The organism is Nonomuraea pusilla (assembly GCF_900109355.1).
In the GTDB taxonomy this organism is placed as follows: domain Bacteria; phylum Actinomycetota; class Actinomycetes; order Streptosporangiales; family Streptosporangiaceae; genus Nonomuraea; species Nonomuraea pusilla.
The window spans coordinates 143,437-156,716 of sequence record NZ_FOBF01000011.1; the positions used below are offsets into that span (position 1 = coordinate 143,437).

Sequence of the window (13,280 nt, forward strand, 5' to 3'; positions counted from 1 at the left end):
CGCGGCCCGCGGTGGGGGAGTGGTGCGATCGAGACCGGCGGCCGGTGTGCCGGGGATCCGCCGGAGGCGGTGGGGCCGGGCCCGTGCCTGTGAGGCTTCCGCCGAGCCGCTCGCCGGGCCTTCGCCTGCGATCGAGCGGTGCGGCATTGTAGGTACAAGATCGCAAAAAGCGCAAACGCCGCCCGGGGCGGACGTCAGAGGATGAAGAAGATGAACAGGACGCAGACCACGACGTTGAGCAGCCACCCATGGCCGTTCATCCAGTCACGCACCTGCGGCATCGCCCGCACGGCGCGCCGGTGGAAGACCAGGTAGGCCAGCAGCGGCAGGGCCGCGATGAGCAGCGTCGCCACGAGGAAGGGGAGGGCGGCGACGGCGGGCAGGTCGTGCTGCGTCAGGTGCACGCCGACGGTGAGCATCGCCATGATGTCGGTCGGCATGACGAGGATCAGCAGCAGCCCGGTGGTGAACGCCCGGTCGGGCCCGGCGTCGAGCAGCGTGCCGAGCCAGGCGGGCGGCTCCGACGTCTCACGTCCGAGGTAGTTCTTGACGGCGAAGGCGATCAGCAGGCCGACCAGGGCCACCTGGACGAGCGCGCCGACCGAGCCGGGGTCGGCCGGGTCGCCCAGCGTGACGGCGCCGCCGAGGAGCCCGGCGAGCCAGCGGGCGATCGCGGTGCCGATGACGGCGGCGATCGCGACGCCGGCGAGGTAGGCGAGCGACATCCGCACCGCCTGCCGGTGGGTCACCAGGATGATCGCCGTCATGATCTGGGGGCCCGCCATCATGGTGACGGCGAGCGGCAGCACCTGCAGGTCCATCGGCGCCCTTCCGTCGCGTCGCTCCGGCGCCCGTGGGACGGGCGGCACGGCGGGCCACGGCCCGCCGTGCGCCTGCCGGCCGCGCCGTCCGCGCGTGCCCGTCTACATCATGGGGCGGTTGAGTGCCCGCATCTCCCGGCCGTGGACGGCCAGGGCGTAGATCACCAGAGCGTCGACGATCATGACGATCAGCGACCAGAGCGGGTAGGCGGGGAACCAGGCGAAGTTGACGATCGCCTGGATGGTCGCCAGCGCGATGCCGACCACCCGTCCCCAGGTCTGCCCGGCGATGATCGCCGCGCCCGCGAGGGCCACGATGACGCCCATGATCAGGTGGACCCACCCCCACGCCGTGAGGCTGGCCGGGATCGCGAGGCCACCCCTCGTGATGAGGTAGAAGCCGCTGTTGAAGAGCGCGACGAGCCCCATGACGGCCTGGAAGCAGCCGACGACGATCATCGCGACGCCGGCGAACATGACCCAGCCCGCCCAGCCGGTGACCTGGGCCGGCTCCTCCGTCTCAGCCCGGGCGGGCCCCGGACGCTGCTGGGGCACGGTGGGCGGCACCTGCTGCTCCCTGGCCGTCGGCTGTGTCTGCGCGTAGCGCGGGTCTTCCATGGTCGGCTCCTTCCGTAGCCGCGCCTCCGGGCCGGTGCGCCGGAGACGGTTGACGCCTACCCCAGCAGTCACCCCAGGCCTCACAAAATGCACTAAAACTGCACAAACTAGACAGAGGTTTGGTGTGGTGAGGAGAGCATCGCCGCCGCCCGGCCCTGATCGTCCTGACCAGGGTGATCCTCGCCGTGCGGGGGGTAGACCGGGCAAAACCCGGGTCCCGCGCGGGCGGCGCGGGCCCCGCTTTGGTACTGTTGCCGTCCCAGACGTGATCGTCCCCAGGAGGTGAGACCCATTACCGCTGTGTCAGGCTGGGTGCTCCCCTCCAGAGAACGGTCCACGGGAAACAGGTGACCGCGGGAGCGCCCATCGGCTTTCCGAAAGGCTCCCATGTCGCTTTCCTGCTCACCTTCCGCCACGTCCGCGCTCGTCGCCAGGCTCCGCGCCGCCGGCTGCGTCTTCGCCGAGGACGAGGCCGAGCTCCTCATCGCCGCCGCCCGCACCCCTGACGACCTCGACGCCATGGTCGAGCTGCGCGTCGCGGGCCGGCCCCTCGAACACCTCGTCGGCTGGGCCGAGTTCCGGGGCCTGCGCGTGGCCGTCGAACCCGGCGTCTTCGTCCCCCGGCCCCGCTCCGAGTTCCTCGTCGAGCAGGCCGCGCGCCTCGCGCGGGCGGCGGCGCCGGACGGGCGCGCGCCCGTCGTGCTCGACCTGTGCTGCGGGTCGGGGGCCATGGGCCTCGCCCTGCTGGCCGCGCTCGGCACGGCCGCCCTGCACGCCGCCGACCTCGACCCGGCCGCCGTCCGATGCGCCCGGCGCAACCTCACCCCCAGGGGCGGCCACGTCTACGAGGGCGACCTGTACGAGCCGCTGCCCGCCGCGCTCCGCGGCCGGGTGGACGTCCTGATCGCCAGCCCCCCGTACGTGCCGTCGGGCTCGATGGGCCTGCTGCCGCCCGAGGCGCGCCTGCACGAGCCCCTGGTGGCGCTCGACGGCGGCCCCGACGGCCTCGACGTCGTGCGCCGCGTCATCGCGGGCGCGCCCGGCTGGCTCGCGCCCGGCGGCCACCTGCTCGTGGAGACCAGCGCGCGGCAGGCGGAGGCGACGGCCGCGGCCCTCGCCGCGACGGGCCTCGCGGCCCGCGTCACCCGCAGCGACGAGTTCGACGCCACCGCCGTGGTCGGCACGAAGCCCGGCTCCTGAGCCGCGCCCCCGCGGCCCCTCGCCGGGTGAACACGCCGGACCGCCGAGCATATAAGGACCAACGGCACCTCCATTAGGGACTTCGTCCCCGGGCGCACCGCCCGTGCCGGACGGCTAATGGAGGTGGAGGGAAGTCCGCTGGCGAAGAGGAGATCGTGATGGCCGGACGGATCGTGGTCGGAGTGGACGGTTCCGCCCCGGCGACGGCAGCGGTCGAGTGGGCCGCCGACGACGCCAGACGCAGGAACCTCGGGCTGCGGCTCGTCCACGTGTGCGAGCAGTGGCCGCACGCCGTGGGCGGCACCAAGTACTGCGCGGGGGCGCTGGAGGCCGCCGCCGACCGGGCACGCCAGATCGCCCCCGGCGTCGACGTCGTCACCGACCTGCTGGCGGGCAACGTCATCGAGGACCTCGTCCGCGAGTCCACGACCGCCGACAGCACGGTGCTGGGCAGCCGCGGGCTCGGCGGGTTCACCGGCATGGTGCTCGGCTCCGTCGGCATGGGCGTGGCCGGGCACGGCGCGGGCCCCGTCGTCATCGTGCGCGGCGCCGGGCCCGTCCACGGGCGGGTCCTCGTCGGGTACGACGGCTCCGAGCACTCCGACGCCGCCATGCGCTACGCCTTCGAGCAGGCCCGCGCCCGCAAGGCGCAACTGCACGTCGTCTACGCCTGGGAGATGCCGATCCTGTCCCCGTACGCCGCCGCCTACAGCAGCCTGGTGGAGGAGGCCTTCGAGGAGGAGTCGCGCAAGGCGCGCGAGCGCGTCGTCCCCTGGCGGGAGAAGAACCCCGACGTCGAGTGCGTCGACGAAGGGCTGTGCGAGCACCCCGCCGCCGCCCTCATCAGGGCGTCGGAGTCGGCCGACCTGGTGGTCGTGGGCACGCGCGGCATGGGCGGGTTCGCGTCGGCGGTGCTCGGCTCCGTGAGCCACGCCGTCCTGCACCACGTTCACTGCCCGGTGGCCGTCGTACGGCCGCGGGAGGAGGAGTCATGAGTGTCGAGACGCTGACCGCCGAGCAGGTGATGAGCCGCGTGCTCGTCGCGGTCAGGCCGGAGGAGTCGCCGCTGATGGCGTGGGAGCTGATGCGGCGCGCCGAGGTGCACCACCTGCCGGTCGTGGACGGGCAGCGGCTCCTCGGCATCCTCACCCGTGAGGACCTCGCGGGGTCCTGGTCGGGCGGGCCGCGCGAGCAGTCGAAGCGCCAGGTGCGCTCGCTCCTGGAGGGCGAGCGGCGCCCCCGGGTGCGGCCCGACTGCCCGCTGCCGCGCGTCGCCGCGATCATGCTGGACGCCGGGTGCGACGCCGTGCCCGTCGTCGCCGCGGAGGGCCTGGTCGGGCTCGTCACCGCGCGGGACGTGCTGATGGCGGTCGCCGGTCGCGCCGCCGCGCGGGAGGTCGCCGGCGAGGTCGTCACCGGGATGTTCCACCTCGAACCGGTGCTCCGCGTCAAGGAGTGACGGCGGGCGGGAAGCCGGGCGCCCGCGGGGAGGCGCCTGGAGGAGGACGAGGACGCGTACTCGCCGCGCGCGTCCAGGAGCCGGCCGCCGCGCGGGCGGGCGGACGGCGGCGAGCAGACGGCAGGGTCGAGAGGGAGGCGCGTGATGGACGCGCTCGTCGTGTACGAGTCGATGTTCGGCAACACCAAGCAGATCGCCGAGGCGGTGGCCGAGGGCCTGGCGACCAGGATGCGGGCGGAGGTGGCGGAGGTCGGCTCCGCGCCCGACCTCATCGGCGACCAGGTCGCCCTCCTGGTGGTCGGCGGGCCCACGCACGCGTTCGGCATGAGCAGGGAGTCCACCCGGCAGTCCGCGGCGCAGCAGGCGCCCGGCGGCCTGGTCTCGAAGGGACGCGGGCTGCGCGAGTGGCTGGGCGGCCTCGGGTCGTCGTCGGCCACGCTGGCGTCGGCGGCGTTCGACACGCGGGTCTTCAAGCCGCGCATGCCGGGGTCGGCGGCGCGCGGCGCGGCCAAGCGGCTGCGCCGCGCCGGGATCAGGCTGGTCGCGCCGGCGCAGAGCTTCTACGTCGCGGGAACGCCGGGCCCGCTGCTGGACGGCGAGCTGGACCGCGCCCGCGCCTGGGGCGAGTCGCTCGCCGCCTCGGTCGCCGTCCCCACCCGCTGACCCCCGCGCCGGACGTCTCCCCTGGCTGACGAAGGTCCCGGCGGGCAGGGCACAACGGCTCTGCCCGCCGGGACCGCCGCGTCGGACGATGGAGCCATGACACGCATCGTGGTGGGCGCGGACGGCGGCCCCGGCTCGGAGGCCGCGCTGATGTGGGCGGCGGCCGAGACGGAGCGCCGCGGGGGACGGCTCGTGATCGTGCACGCCTGGGAGAGCCGGGCGGAGCAGCTGGCCGCCTACGCCCCCCACCCGGCGGGGGCGGAGCCCGGACGCCGGCGCGCCTGGGAGAGCGCGGCGCTCACGCGGGCCGTCCACACGGTGGAGGACGCGTTCCCGGGCCTGCCGGTCGAGCCGCTGCTCGTCCTGGGACGGCCGGAGACGGCGCTGCTGCAGGCAGCCAGGGGCGCCGACCTGCTCGTGCTCGGCTCGGCCGCCCACCGGGCGGGTGACGGCAGGCTGGGCGCCGTGCTGCTCTCCTGCCTGCGCTGGCCGCCCTGCCCGGTCACGGTCGTCCCCGCGGACCATGTGGCCGCGCCGCGCGACCCCCTGGCCGGGCTGCTGACCGAGCCGGTGAGCCGGCTCGCAGCCCGGTAGGGCGGCAGGTGGGGCCCGCGGTTCCTCAGGGGAGCCCGGGCCGGGGCGGTGGGCCGGGCCGGCCTCGGTCAGCGCGCGCCGGCCGGCGCTTCCTCGGGCCGAGGGGACCTCAGACGGTCGCCCGGCGTCCGGCCGGCCGCCCCGCCGTCGTCCTGCCGGTCGGGCGGGGGCAGGGCGGCCGCGGTCAGCGCGCGTACCTGCTCCTCCAGTCGGGTGACGCGTTCGCGCAGCGCCGCCAGTTCCACGTCGAGCGCCGACGCCTCCATGATCATCCGGCTGCCGATCATGATCGGTTCACCTCCGCTGGGGCCGTGTGACACCCCCAGGGTGAGCGACCGCCGCGCGCGGCGACAGCGCCGAACGTCCCCGGTGGCGGGGACCAAAGGCACTGCCCGGGGCGCGGGCCACGACCCGGCGCGGGAACCGCCCGGCAGGCGGTCGCGGCCGGGGCCGAAGGTCCCGGGGGCCCGGGGCCTTCGGCCCCGGCGCGGCGGACGTCCCGGATGATCTGGTGGAGCCATGGACGCCTTGACGCACGCCGCCGACGGCCCGCCCGCACCCGCCGCGGACGGCCTGCCCGACGAGGAGGCCGTGCGCCTGCTCGCCGAGTACGGCCCCAACGAGCTGCCCGCCGCCAGGCCGCCCTCGCTCCTCGCGCGCGCCGCGCGGCAGCTCGCCGACCCCCTGTCGATCCTGCTGCTGGCCGCCGGGCTCGTGACGCTGCTGGTGCTGGGCGAGGTGCCGGAGGGCGTCGCGATCCTGGCGATCCTCGCCGTGAACGTCGCCATCGGCGTCACCCAGGAGGCGAAGGCCGAGCAGGCCGTACGGGCGCTGCGCACGATGACGGCCCCGATGGCGAAGGCGCGGCGCGGCGGGGCGGTGCGCAGGATCCCGGCCGCCGAGGTGGTGCCCGGCGACGTGATCGAGGTGGCGGCGGGAGACCGGGTCCCCGCGGACGCCCGCGTCGTGGAGGCGGCGTCGCTCGCCGTGAACGAGGCGATGCTGACCGGCGAGTCGCGTTCGGCGGGCAAGCGGGCGGGCGGCGCCGTGGACGGCGCGCTGGGCGACCGCGACGGCCAGCTCTTCTCCGGGACGATGGTGGTGCGGGGCTCCGGCGTCGCGGTGGTCACCCGCACCGGGGCCCGGACCGAGATGGGGGCGATCGCCTCCGCCCTGCACGGCCAGGTGAAGGGGCCGCTGGAGGTGGAGCTCGCCCAGGTGTCCAAGCGCATCGGGCTGCTCGCGGCGGCGGCGGGCGTCGTCATGGTGGCGCTCGGGCTGGCCAGGGGCGGCATCGCGCCGTTCGACCTGGTGCTGGCGGGCGTGGCGCTGGCCATCGCCGCCGTTCCCGAGAGCATGGCGGCGGCCGTCACCACCGCGCTGGCGCTCGGGTCGCAGCGGATGGCGCGGCTCGGCGTGATCGTCCGGCGGCTGTCGGCGATCCAGGCGCTCGGCGCGACCACCGTCATCGCCTCGGACAAGACGGGCACGCTGACCACCGGCCGCCTGACCGTGGCGGATCACGTCGCGGTGCCGGGGGAGGACCTGTGGCGGGCCGCCGTCCGCTGCAACGACGCCCGCGACGGCCTCGGCGACGCCGTGGACGTGGCGCTCCTCGCCGCCGCCGCGGAGCACGGGACGCGCAGGAACCCCGCGGAGACCCGGCTGGCGGCCCGTCCCTTCGACGCCGAGACCCGCTCGATGACCGTCCTGACCGGGACACCGGGGGAGACGCCGGTGGTGACCGTCAAGGGAGCGCCCGAGGCGGTGCTGCCGCGCTGCGTCCCGGGTCCGGAGACCGAGCGCCTGGCCGCCGCCGTGCCCGAGCTGGCCAGGCGCGGCCTGCGCGTGCTGGCGCTGGCCCGCGCCGACGCCCCCGGCCATCGGCCCGGTGACGGCGCCCGGTCCGCCCGGCCTGGCGAGGCCGGTGACGGCGCCCGGCCCGCCCGGCCTGGCGAGGCCGGCGACGGCGACCGGCCCGGCGAAGGCGGGCCTCCTGACGGGTGGGACGCGCTCGACGCGGCCGGGTTGCGGCCGGTGGGGCTGGTCGGGCTGAGCGACGAGGTGCGGGCCTCCGCCGGCCGGGCCGTGGCGGAGTGCCGTTCCGGGGGCATCCGGGTGATCATGGTGACCGGCGACCACGCCGACACCGCCCGCGCCGTCGCCGAGGAGGTCGGCATCGACCCCGACCCGGTCGTCACGGGCGCGTCCCTCGACGGCCCCGACCGCGCGGCGCTGCTGCGCCGGGCCGGCGTGCTGGCCCGCGTCGATCCGGCGACCAAGCTGGAACTGGTGCGTGAGCTGCGCGAGCACGGCGAGGTCGTGGCCATGACCGGCGACGGGGTCAACGACGCCCCCGCCCTGCGCCACGCGGACGTCGGCGTCGCCATGGCCGGCGAGGAGGGGACGGACGTCGCCAGGGAGGCCGCGTCCGTCGTCGTGACGAACGGCGAGCTCGGCACGATCGTGGCGGGCGTGCGCGAGGGCCGCCGCCTCCACCGCAACGTCGGCTCCATGATCGGCTACCTGCTCACGGGCAACCTGGCCGAGATCCTCATCGTGCTCGTCGGCATGTTCGCCTGGCCGGACCTGGTCATCCCCCTGCTGCCGGTGCAGCTCCTCTGGATCAACCTGGTGCTGGACGGCATCCCGGCCATCGCGCTCGGCGTGGACCGCGCGCCCGGCGACCCCCTCGCGAGCCGTCCGCGCCGTGACGGCCTGCTGTCCGGCGCGGTGCTCGGCGGCATCGCGCTGCGCTCGCTCGTGGTCGGCCTGCTCGTCGTCGCGGCGGTGGAGGCCGCGAGGGCGCTCGGCTGGGACAGCGAGCAGGTCAGGACGCAGGCGGTGCTCGCGCTCGTCTTCGCCAGGCTCACCCTCGCGTACGTGGCCAGGGCGCGCCGCTGGACGTTCGAGCCCGGCTGGTGGCGCGGGCGCGCGGTGCTGGCCGCCGTGGCGGGGACGGCGGCGCTGCAGGCCCTCGTCACGCTGGTCCCGCCGCTGGGCCGGCTGCTGGCGCTGGCGCCGCTCCCGCCCGCCGGGTGGGCGATGGCGGCGGCCGCCGCGCTGCTCACCCCGCCGCTGTGCGACCTGGCGGCCCTGCTCACGCGCGCCCGCCGCTCGACCCCGGCTGCGGCGGGGTGACGGCCGGCCGATGTTCGGGTTCCGGCCGTACGGGCACATGGTCCGGTGCGGGGGCCCGGTCACCGGGCGGCCGCCGGTGCGGCATGCGACCGGCATGCGGTCGGCATGCGGTCGGCGAGGCCGGGGGGACCGGGGAGAGGGCCGAGGAGGTCGGTGATGAGCAGGCCCATCGTGGTCGGACTTGACGGGTCGGAGTCGTCGTACGAGGCGCTCGACTGGGCGGTGGACGACGCCGTCAGGCGGGGGCTCTCCCTGCGCCTGGCGCACGTACGCCAGCCGTGGCAGGCCGAGCGGTCCGGAATCGCGGCCTCCGACCACCAGACGCTGACCGAGCGGTGCGAGGCCATGCTCGCCACCGGCACGGAGCGGGCCCGGCGGCGCGTGCCCGAGCTGCGCGTGGAGAGCGCGCTCATCACCGGCGCGCTCGTGGAGCGGATGCGCGAGGAGTCGCGCGCCGCCGACTCGATGGTGCTCGGCAGCAGGGGCCTCGGCGGGTTCGCGGGGCTGGTGCTGGGGTCGTGCGGGCTCGCCCTGGCGGGGCACGCCGTCTGCCCCGTCGTGATCGTCAGGCGGCCCGAGCATCCGGGCGGCGAGGTGGTCGCCGGGTTCGACGGCTCGCCCGACGCGGAGGCGGGGCTGGAGTTCGCCCTGGAGCAGGCGGCGGCGCGGGGCGTGCCGCTGCGCGTCCTGTACTCGCAGCCGTCGCCCGTCGTCGCGCCGCACCCGGTCGGCTACGGCCCCATCCCGGTGGGGCCGCCGGTGAAGGAGATCTGGCAGCGGCTGGCCCCGTGGCGGGAGAAGTACGCGGACGTGGAGGTGGCCGAGTCGGTGGCCACCGGCCAGCCGGCGACGGCGCTGTCCCACGCCTCCCGCCGCGCGTCCCTCGTGGTGGTGGGGTCGCGCGGGCTCGGCGGTTTCGCCTCGGCGGTGCTGGGGTCGGTCAGCCACGCCGTGCTCCAGCGGGCCCGCTGCCCGGTGGCCGTCGTCCACTCCCCGTGGAACCGCACCTGACGCGCCCGGGCCGGGCCCGCGAGCGCGGTTCAGCGGCGTGGAGACCCGGCGCGGGGGTCCCGCGTCAGAGGCCGTGGATGCGGCGGCCGGTGATCTGGGTGGGCAGGATCCTGATATAGAGCAGACGGGCGCCGCCCGCCCACGGGCTGATGCCCGCCTCGGCCAGGTCGCCCGCCTCCTCCGGCGGCACGTGGTGCGCCGCCCCCTGGACGAGCACGCTCCACCCCTCGTGCCTGGCCTCGTCGATCCTGTCCACCTCGAACCCGACCTTGATCTCCACGCCTTCCAGGCCGGTGCGCAGGTCCTCGTCCATCGGGCCGTGCGGCGCGGTGCGGAAGACGATCGCGCCCTCGCGCACCTTGTAGTTCACCGGCAACACGGTCGGCCCGTGGGAGCCGCTGAAGGCCACCCTGCCGACGCCGCCCGGCGAGATCAGCCGCAGGCACTCCTCCTCCTGCAGCACCTCCAGCGTGGGGTGCGCCATGGCGGGGCCCCGCCCCGGCGGGCGGTCCACGTCGCTGCCCAGCAGGTCGTCCACGGTGGTCTGCAGCGCCTCGGCCAGCCGGTACAGGACGCCGCTGCTCGGCGGCTCGGCGCTCTCCTCCAGATAGCCGAGGTAGCCGGCCGACATCTCGGCGCGCTCGGCCACCTGCTCCCTGCTCAGGCCGAGGCGTTCGCGGTGGTGGACGAGCCGTCGTCCGAGGTCGCTGGTCCGGGTCATGATCGGTTTCTCCTCGGTGAAGACGCGGGACTCGACGCCGTTGACGCGCGCCCGCCGGTGGTCCGCGTCGATGAAGATCTGCGACCCGCGGTAGCGGATCGACATGGACAGCAGCCCGAGCTGGTCGGGCAGGAGCGGGTCGAGCCGCAGCTCGCCGCGGCCCACCTCCAGGCCGAGGTAGCAGCGCTGCAGCAGGTCGAGCGTGCCGCCCATGGCGCCGAGGTGGATGCCCTCGGCGGTGGTGCCGCCCTGGACGTCCTCGATGTCGCTGAGCAGCGCCTCGGTGAAGAACAGCCAGGACGACGACCGGTCGTACCTGGCGAGGACCCAGGCGTGGACGACGGCGCTGAGCGTGGACCCGTGGCTGGTGCGCTCCAGGTAGTAGGCGATGGTCCGCATGATCAGCCCGTGGTCGGCCGGGTAGCCGAGCCCGCGCAGGATCTCCAGCAGCTCGTCGGCGGTCAGCAGGTAGAACAGCATGAGCGTGTCGGCCTGCTTGGACGCCTTGTAGCGGTTGACGTCGTCGCCGTCGGCCTCCAGCGCCCGGTCCAGGCGGCGCACCCGGCTGTAGCGGCTCCAGTCGAGCTCCAGCAGCGCGGCGTACCCGGTGAACTGGCTGATGACCCCGTCGTGGAAGTCGACGCGCATGCGGCGCGCGATGTCGTCCCAGCGGGCCAGCTCCTCGGCGGGCGGCGCGAGCGCGGGCGCCAGCCGCGCCGTCTCGCGGGCGCGCAGCAGCAGCCACGCGGTCATGACGTTGGTGTAGGCGTTGTTGTCCAGGCCGGGGGAGGAGGCGCCCGGGTAGGCGTCGTGGTACTCGTCGGGGCCCATCACGCCGTGGATCTCGTACCTGTCGCCCACCCTGACGCACAGGGAGGCGAAGAAGCGCGCGATGTCGAGCAGCAGCTCGGCCGCCCACGGCGGCATGGAGCCGGTGGCCAGGTGGTGGTGCCACACGTTGTAGGCGACGGCCAGGCCGACGTGCCGCTGCAGGTGCGAGTTGTCGGGCAGCCAGCGGCCCGACTCGGGGTTCAGGTGCAGCGTCTGCGTCTCCTCGCGGCCGTCGCTGCCGCTCTGCCAGGGGAACATGGCGCCCTCGCGCCCGGCCTCCCTGGCCGCCTTCCTGGCCTGCGGCAGCCGCCGCCACCGGTACCGCAGCAGGCCGAGCGAGACCTCGGGGAAGCGCAGGTTCATCCACGGCAGCACGAACAGCTCGTCCCAGAAGACGTGCCCCCGGTACGCCTCCCCGTGCAGCCCCCGCGCGGGCACGCCCACGTCCAGAGCGGCGGTGTGCGGCGAGAGCGTCTGCAGGACGTGGAAGACGTGCAGGTGGACGATCTGCGACACCTGGGGGCCGTCCACGTCGAGCCGGGCGCGCAGCCACAGCCGCTGCCAGGCCTCGACGTGCTCCCGCATCAGGACGCCGAAGCCGGGCGCGCGGGCGGCCCGCCGCAGCGCCGCCGCCCGCGGGTCGTCCACGCCGGCGTCGCGCGACGACACCAGCGCCACGACCTTCGTCAGCGTGACCGGCTCGCCCTGGACCAGGTCGAGCACGTGGTCGGTGTGCACCTCCGCGGCGCCGGCGGTGGCCTCGCCAGGACCGGTCGGCGCGTCGATCCTGGAGGCGAGCGCGACGGCGACGCGCGAGGTGCGGGTGGTCGCCGTCAGCCACGTCAGGCCGTCGCCGGCGCCCGCCGCCTGGTCGGTCAGGTGGTCGCCGCGCAGCGACCGGTAACGCGCCACGCCCCGGTTGGCGACGTCGCCGTCGATCCCGGCGCGCACCCGCAGCGGCCCCGACCAGTTCTCCGCGACGAACGTCGTCTCCATCGCCGCGAGGAACGGGTCGGCCATGGACACCAGGCGGCGCTGCCGCACCAGCGTGACCCGGCCCGCGCCGTCCTGCCAGCGCAGCTCGCGCAGCAGCAGGCCGTGGCGCAGGTCGAGGTCCTGCCGGTACTCGGGCAGCCGCGCGCCGCCGGGACGGAACCAGGCCGACCCCGGCGTGGCGAACGTCAGCGGCAGCCAGTCCGGCAGGTTCACCATGTCCTCGTTGCTCACCGTGCGGCCGGCCACCTCCGACTCCAGCCGGTCGTAGCAGCCCGCGAGGTACGTGCCGGGCGCGCGCTCGGGCCCGGCCTCAGGGGTGGCGCCCCTGGTGGCGAAGCGGCCGTTGCCGAGCGTGCACAGCGCCTCCCGCCGCCCCTCCGACGCCGGGTCGAAGCCCTCGTAACGCAGCACCCACGGGTTCATCGCAGCTCCACCGGCACCCGTCCGGACACCGCCAGCTCGGCCAGGTCCTGCACGACGACGTCCGCGCCGGCCGCCTCCAGCGCGCCCGCCTGCGTCCCCGAACGGTCGACCGCCACCACCATGCCGAACCCGCCCCTGCGTCCCGCCTCGACGCCGGGCAGCGCGTCCTCGACGACCGCGGTCTCGGCGGGCCGCAGGTCGAGCCGGCGCGCCGCCTCCAGGAACAGCGCGGGGTCAGGCTTGCCCGGCAGGCCCAGCCTGGCGCTGTCGTTGCCGTCGACCACCACGTCGAACAGGTGCGACAGCCCGGCCGAGGCCACGACGGCGCGGCAGTGCCTGCTCGCCGACACCACCGCGGTGCGGCAGCCCCGCCTGCGCAGCTCGTGGAGTAAAGCCACGGTGGAGGGGAACGGCGCCACGCCGTGCTCCTCGATCTCCCGCATGAACAGCGCGTCCTTGGCCATGGCCAGGCCGCGCACCGTCGGCGCTCCCGGCGGGTCGGACGGCGCCCCCTCCGGCAGCGCGATGCCGCGCGAGGCGAGGAACGTGCGCACGCCGTCGAGGCGCGGCCGGCCGTCCACGTACCGCAGGTAGTCGGCCCGGATGTCGAAGGGCGCCTCAGGGGATCTCTGCTGAGGCTCGCCCGAGGGCTCCGATCGGCCGCGCAGGAAGGTGTCGAAGACGTGCTTCCACGCGGCGGCGTGCACGCGGGCGGTGTCGGTCACCACGCCGTCCGTGTCGAGGACGACGCCGCGCAGCCTGGTCAGGTCGATGGCGGCCATGTCTGGACGCTACCCCCCGC

At 75.6% G+C, this 13,280-nt stretch carries 12 protein-coding genes; 7 read left to right on the forward strand and 5 right to left on the reverse strand.

Features of this window, described 5'->3' with window-relative positions; all coding sequences use genetic code 11:
- Nucleotides 1–194: 194 nt before the first annotated feature.
- Both BMX74_RS23330 and BMX74_RS23335 read right to left on the reverse strand, forming a co-directional pair.
- Entirely contained in the window at nucleotides 195–821 is a 627-nt protein-coding gene (locus tag BMX74_RS23330; RefSeq protein WP_055501350.1) for a GAP family protein, read from the reverse strand.
- A gap of 102 nt (nucleotides 822–923) precedes the next feature.
- Nucleotides 924–1,439: a DUF7144 family membrane protein gene (locus BMX74_RS23335; RefSeq protein WP_201784407.1), complete on the reverse strand. Its 516-nt coding sequence runs from the start codon at nucleotides 1,437–1,439 to the stop codon at nucleotides 924–926.
- Nucleotides 1,440–1,826: 387 nt separating this feature from the next.
- On the opposite strand from BMX74_RS23335, the gene BMX74_RS23340 reads away from it, so the two are divergent.
- The 5 genes from BMX74_RS23340 to BMX74_RS23360 all read left to right on the forward strand — a co-directional run bounded on the left by BMX74_RS23340 (nucleotide 1,827) and on the right by BMX74_RS23360 (nucleotide 5,355).
- Nucleotides 1,827–2,639, forward strand: a complete 813-nt coding sequence (locus BMX74_RS23340) for a putative protein N(5)-glutamine methyltransferase (RefSeq protein WP_091102781.1) — start codon at nucleotides 1,827–1,829, stop codon at nucleotides 2,637–2,639.
- Nucleotides 2,640–2,797: 158 nt separating this feature from the next.
- The gene (locus tag BMX74_RS23345; RefSeq protein WP_055501352.1) at nucleotides 2,798–3,634 is read left to right on the forward strand and encodes a universal stress protein; all 837 of its coding nucleotides are present in this window, start codon (nucleotides 2,798–2,800) and stop codon (nucleotides 3,632–3,634) included.
- A complete protein-coding gene (locus tag BMX74_RS23350) occupies nucleotides 3,631–4,098 on the forward strand; it encodes a CBS domain-containing protein (protein WP_055501353.1) in 468 nt (155 codons plus the stop codon). Before BMX74_RS23345 ends, BMX74_RS23350 begins: the two co-directional genes overlap by 4 nt.
- Nucleotides 4,099–4,242: 144 nt before the next feature.
- On the forward strand, nucleotides 4,243–4,761 hold the full coding sequence (locus BMX74_RS23355; RefSeq protein WP_091102783.1) for a flavodoxin family protein: 519 nt from the start codon (nucleotides 4,243–4,245) through the stop codon (nucleotides 4,759–4,761).
- Between the two features lie 96 nt (nucleotides 4,762–4,857).
- Entirely contained in the window at nucleotides 4,858–5,355 is a 498-nt protein-coding gene (locus tag BMX74_RS23360; RefSeq protein ID WP_055501355.1) for a universal stress protein, read from the forward strand.
- A gap of 68 nt (nucleotides 5,356–5,423) precedes the next feature.
- Here the strand turns inward: BMX74_RS23360 and BMX74_RS23365 are convergent, their stop codons facing one another.
- Complete coding sequence (locus BMX74_RS23365; RefSeq protein WP_055501356.1) at nucleotides 5,424–5,642, reverse strand: hypothetical protein; 219 nt, start codon at nucleotides 5,640–5,642, stop codon at nucleotides 5,424–5,426.
- A gap of 232 nt (nucleotides 5,643–5,874) precedes the next feature.
- On the opposite strand from BMX74_RS23365, the gene BMX74_RS23370 reads away from it, so the two are divergent.
- On the forward strand, nucleotides 5,875–8,496 hold the full coding sequence (locus BMX74_RS23370; protein ID WP_091102786.1) for a cation-translocating P-type ATPase: 2,622 nt from the start codon (nucleotides 5,875–5,877) through the stop codon (nucleotides 8,494–8,496).
- 156 nt (nucleotides 8,497–8,652) lie between these two features.
- Complete coding sequence (locus BMX74_RS23375; protein ID WP_055501358.1) at nucleotides 8,653–9,507, forward strand: universal stress protein; 855 nt, start codon at nucleotides 8,653–8,655, stop codon at nucleotides 9,505–9,507.
- Nucleotides 9,508–9,571: 64 nt separating this feature from the next.
- Here the strand turns inward: BMX74_RS23375 and BMX74_RS23380 are convergent, their stop codons facing one another.
- Both BMX74_RS23380 and BMX74_RS23385 read right to left on the reverse strand, forming a co-directional pair.
- Nucleotides 9,572–12,478, reverse strand: a complete 2,907-nt coding sequence (locus BMX74_RS23380) for a pyridoxamine 5'-phosphate oxidase family protein (protein ID WP_091102787.1) — start codon at nucleotides 12,476–12,478, stop codon at nucleotides 9,572–9,574.
- On the reverse strand, nucleotides 12,475–13,260 hold the full coding sequence (locus BMX74_RS23385; protein WP_055501359.1) for an HAD family hydrolase: 786 nt from the start codon (nucleotides 13,258–13,260) through the stop codon (nucleotides 12,475–12,477). Before BMX74_RS23385 ends, BMX74_RS23380 begins: the two co-directional genes overlap by 4 nt.
- Nucleotides 13,261–13,280: the final 20 nt, after the last annotated feature.

Coding starts and splice junctions, on each gene's coding strand:
- BMX74_RS23330 (WP_055501350.1), bottom strand. CDS start 821: ATGGACCTGCAGGTGCTGCCGCTCGCCGTCACCATGATGGCGGGCCCC.
- BMX74_RS23335 (WP_201784407.1), bottom strand. CDS start 1,439: ATGGAAGACCCGCGCTACGCGCAGACACAGCCGACGGCCAGGGAGCAG.
- BMX74_RS23340 (WP_091102781.1), top strand. CDS start 1,827: ATGTCGCTTTCCTGCTCACCTTCCGCCACGTCCGCGCTCGTCGCCAGG.
- BMX74_RS23345 (WP_055501352.1), top strand. CDS start 2,798: ATGGCCGGACGGATCGTGGTCGGAGTGGACGGTTCCGCCCCGGCGACG.
- BMX74_RS23350 (WP_055501353.1), top strand. CDS start 3,631: ATGAGTGTCGAGACGCTGACCGCCGAGCAGGTGATGAGCCGCGTGCTC.
- BMX74_RS23355 (WP_091102783.1), top strand. CDS start 4,243: ATGGACGCGCTCGTCGTGTACGAGTCGATGTTCGGCAACACCAAGCAG.
- BMX74_RS23360 (WP_055501355.1), top strand. CDS start 4,858: ATGACACGCATCGTGGTGGGCGCGGACGGCGGCCCCGGCTCGGAGGCC.
- BMX74_RS23365 (WP_055501356.1), bottom strand. CDS start 5,642: ATGATCGGCAGCCGGATGATCATGGAGGCGTCGGCGCTCGACGTGGAA.
- BMX74_RS23370 (WP_091102786.1), top strand. CDS start 5,875: ATGGACGCCTTGACGCACGCCGCCGACGGCCCGCCCGCACCCGCCGCG.
- BMX74_RS23375 (WP_055501358.1), top strand. CDS start 8,653: ATGAGCAGGCCCATCGTGGTCGGACTTGACGGGTCGGAGTCGTCGTAC.
- BMX74_RS23380 (WP_091102787.1), bottom strand. CDS start 12,478: ATGAACCCGTGGGTGCTGCGTTACGAGGGCTTCGACCCGGCGTCGGAG.
- BMX74_RS23385 (WP_055501359.1), bottom strand. CDS start 13,260: ATGGCCGCCATCGACCTGACCAGGCTGCGCGGCGTCGTCCTCGACACG.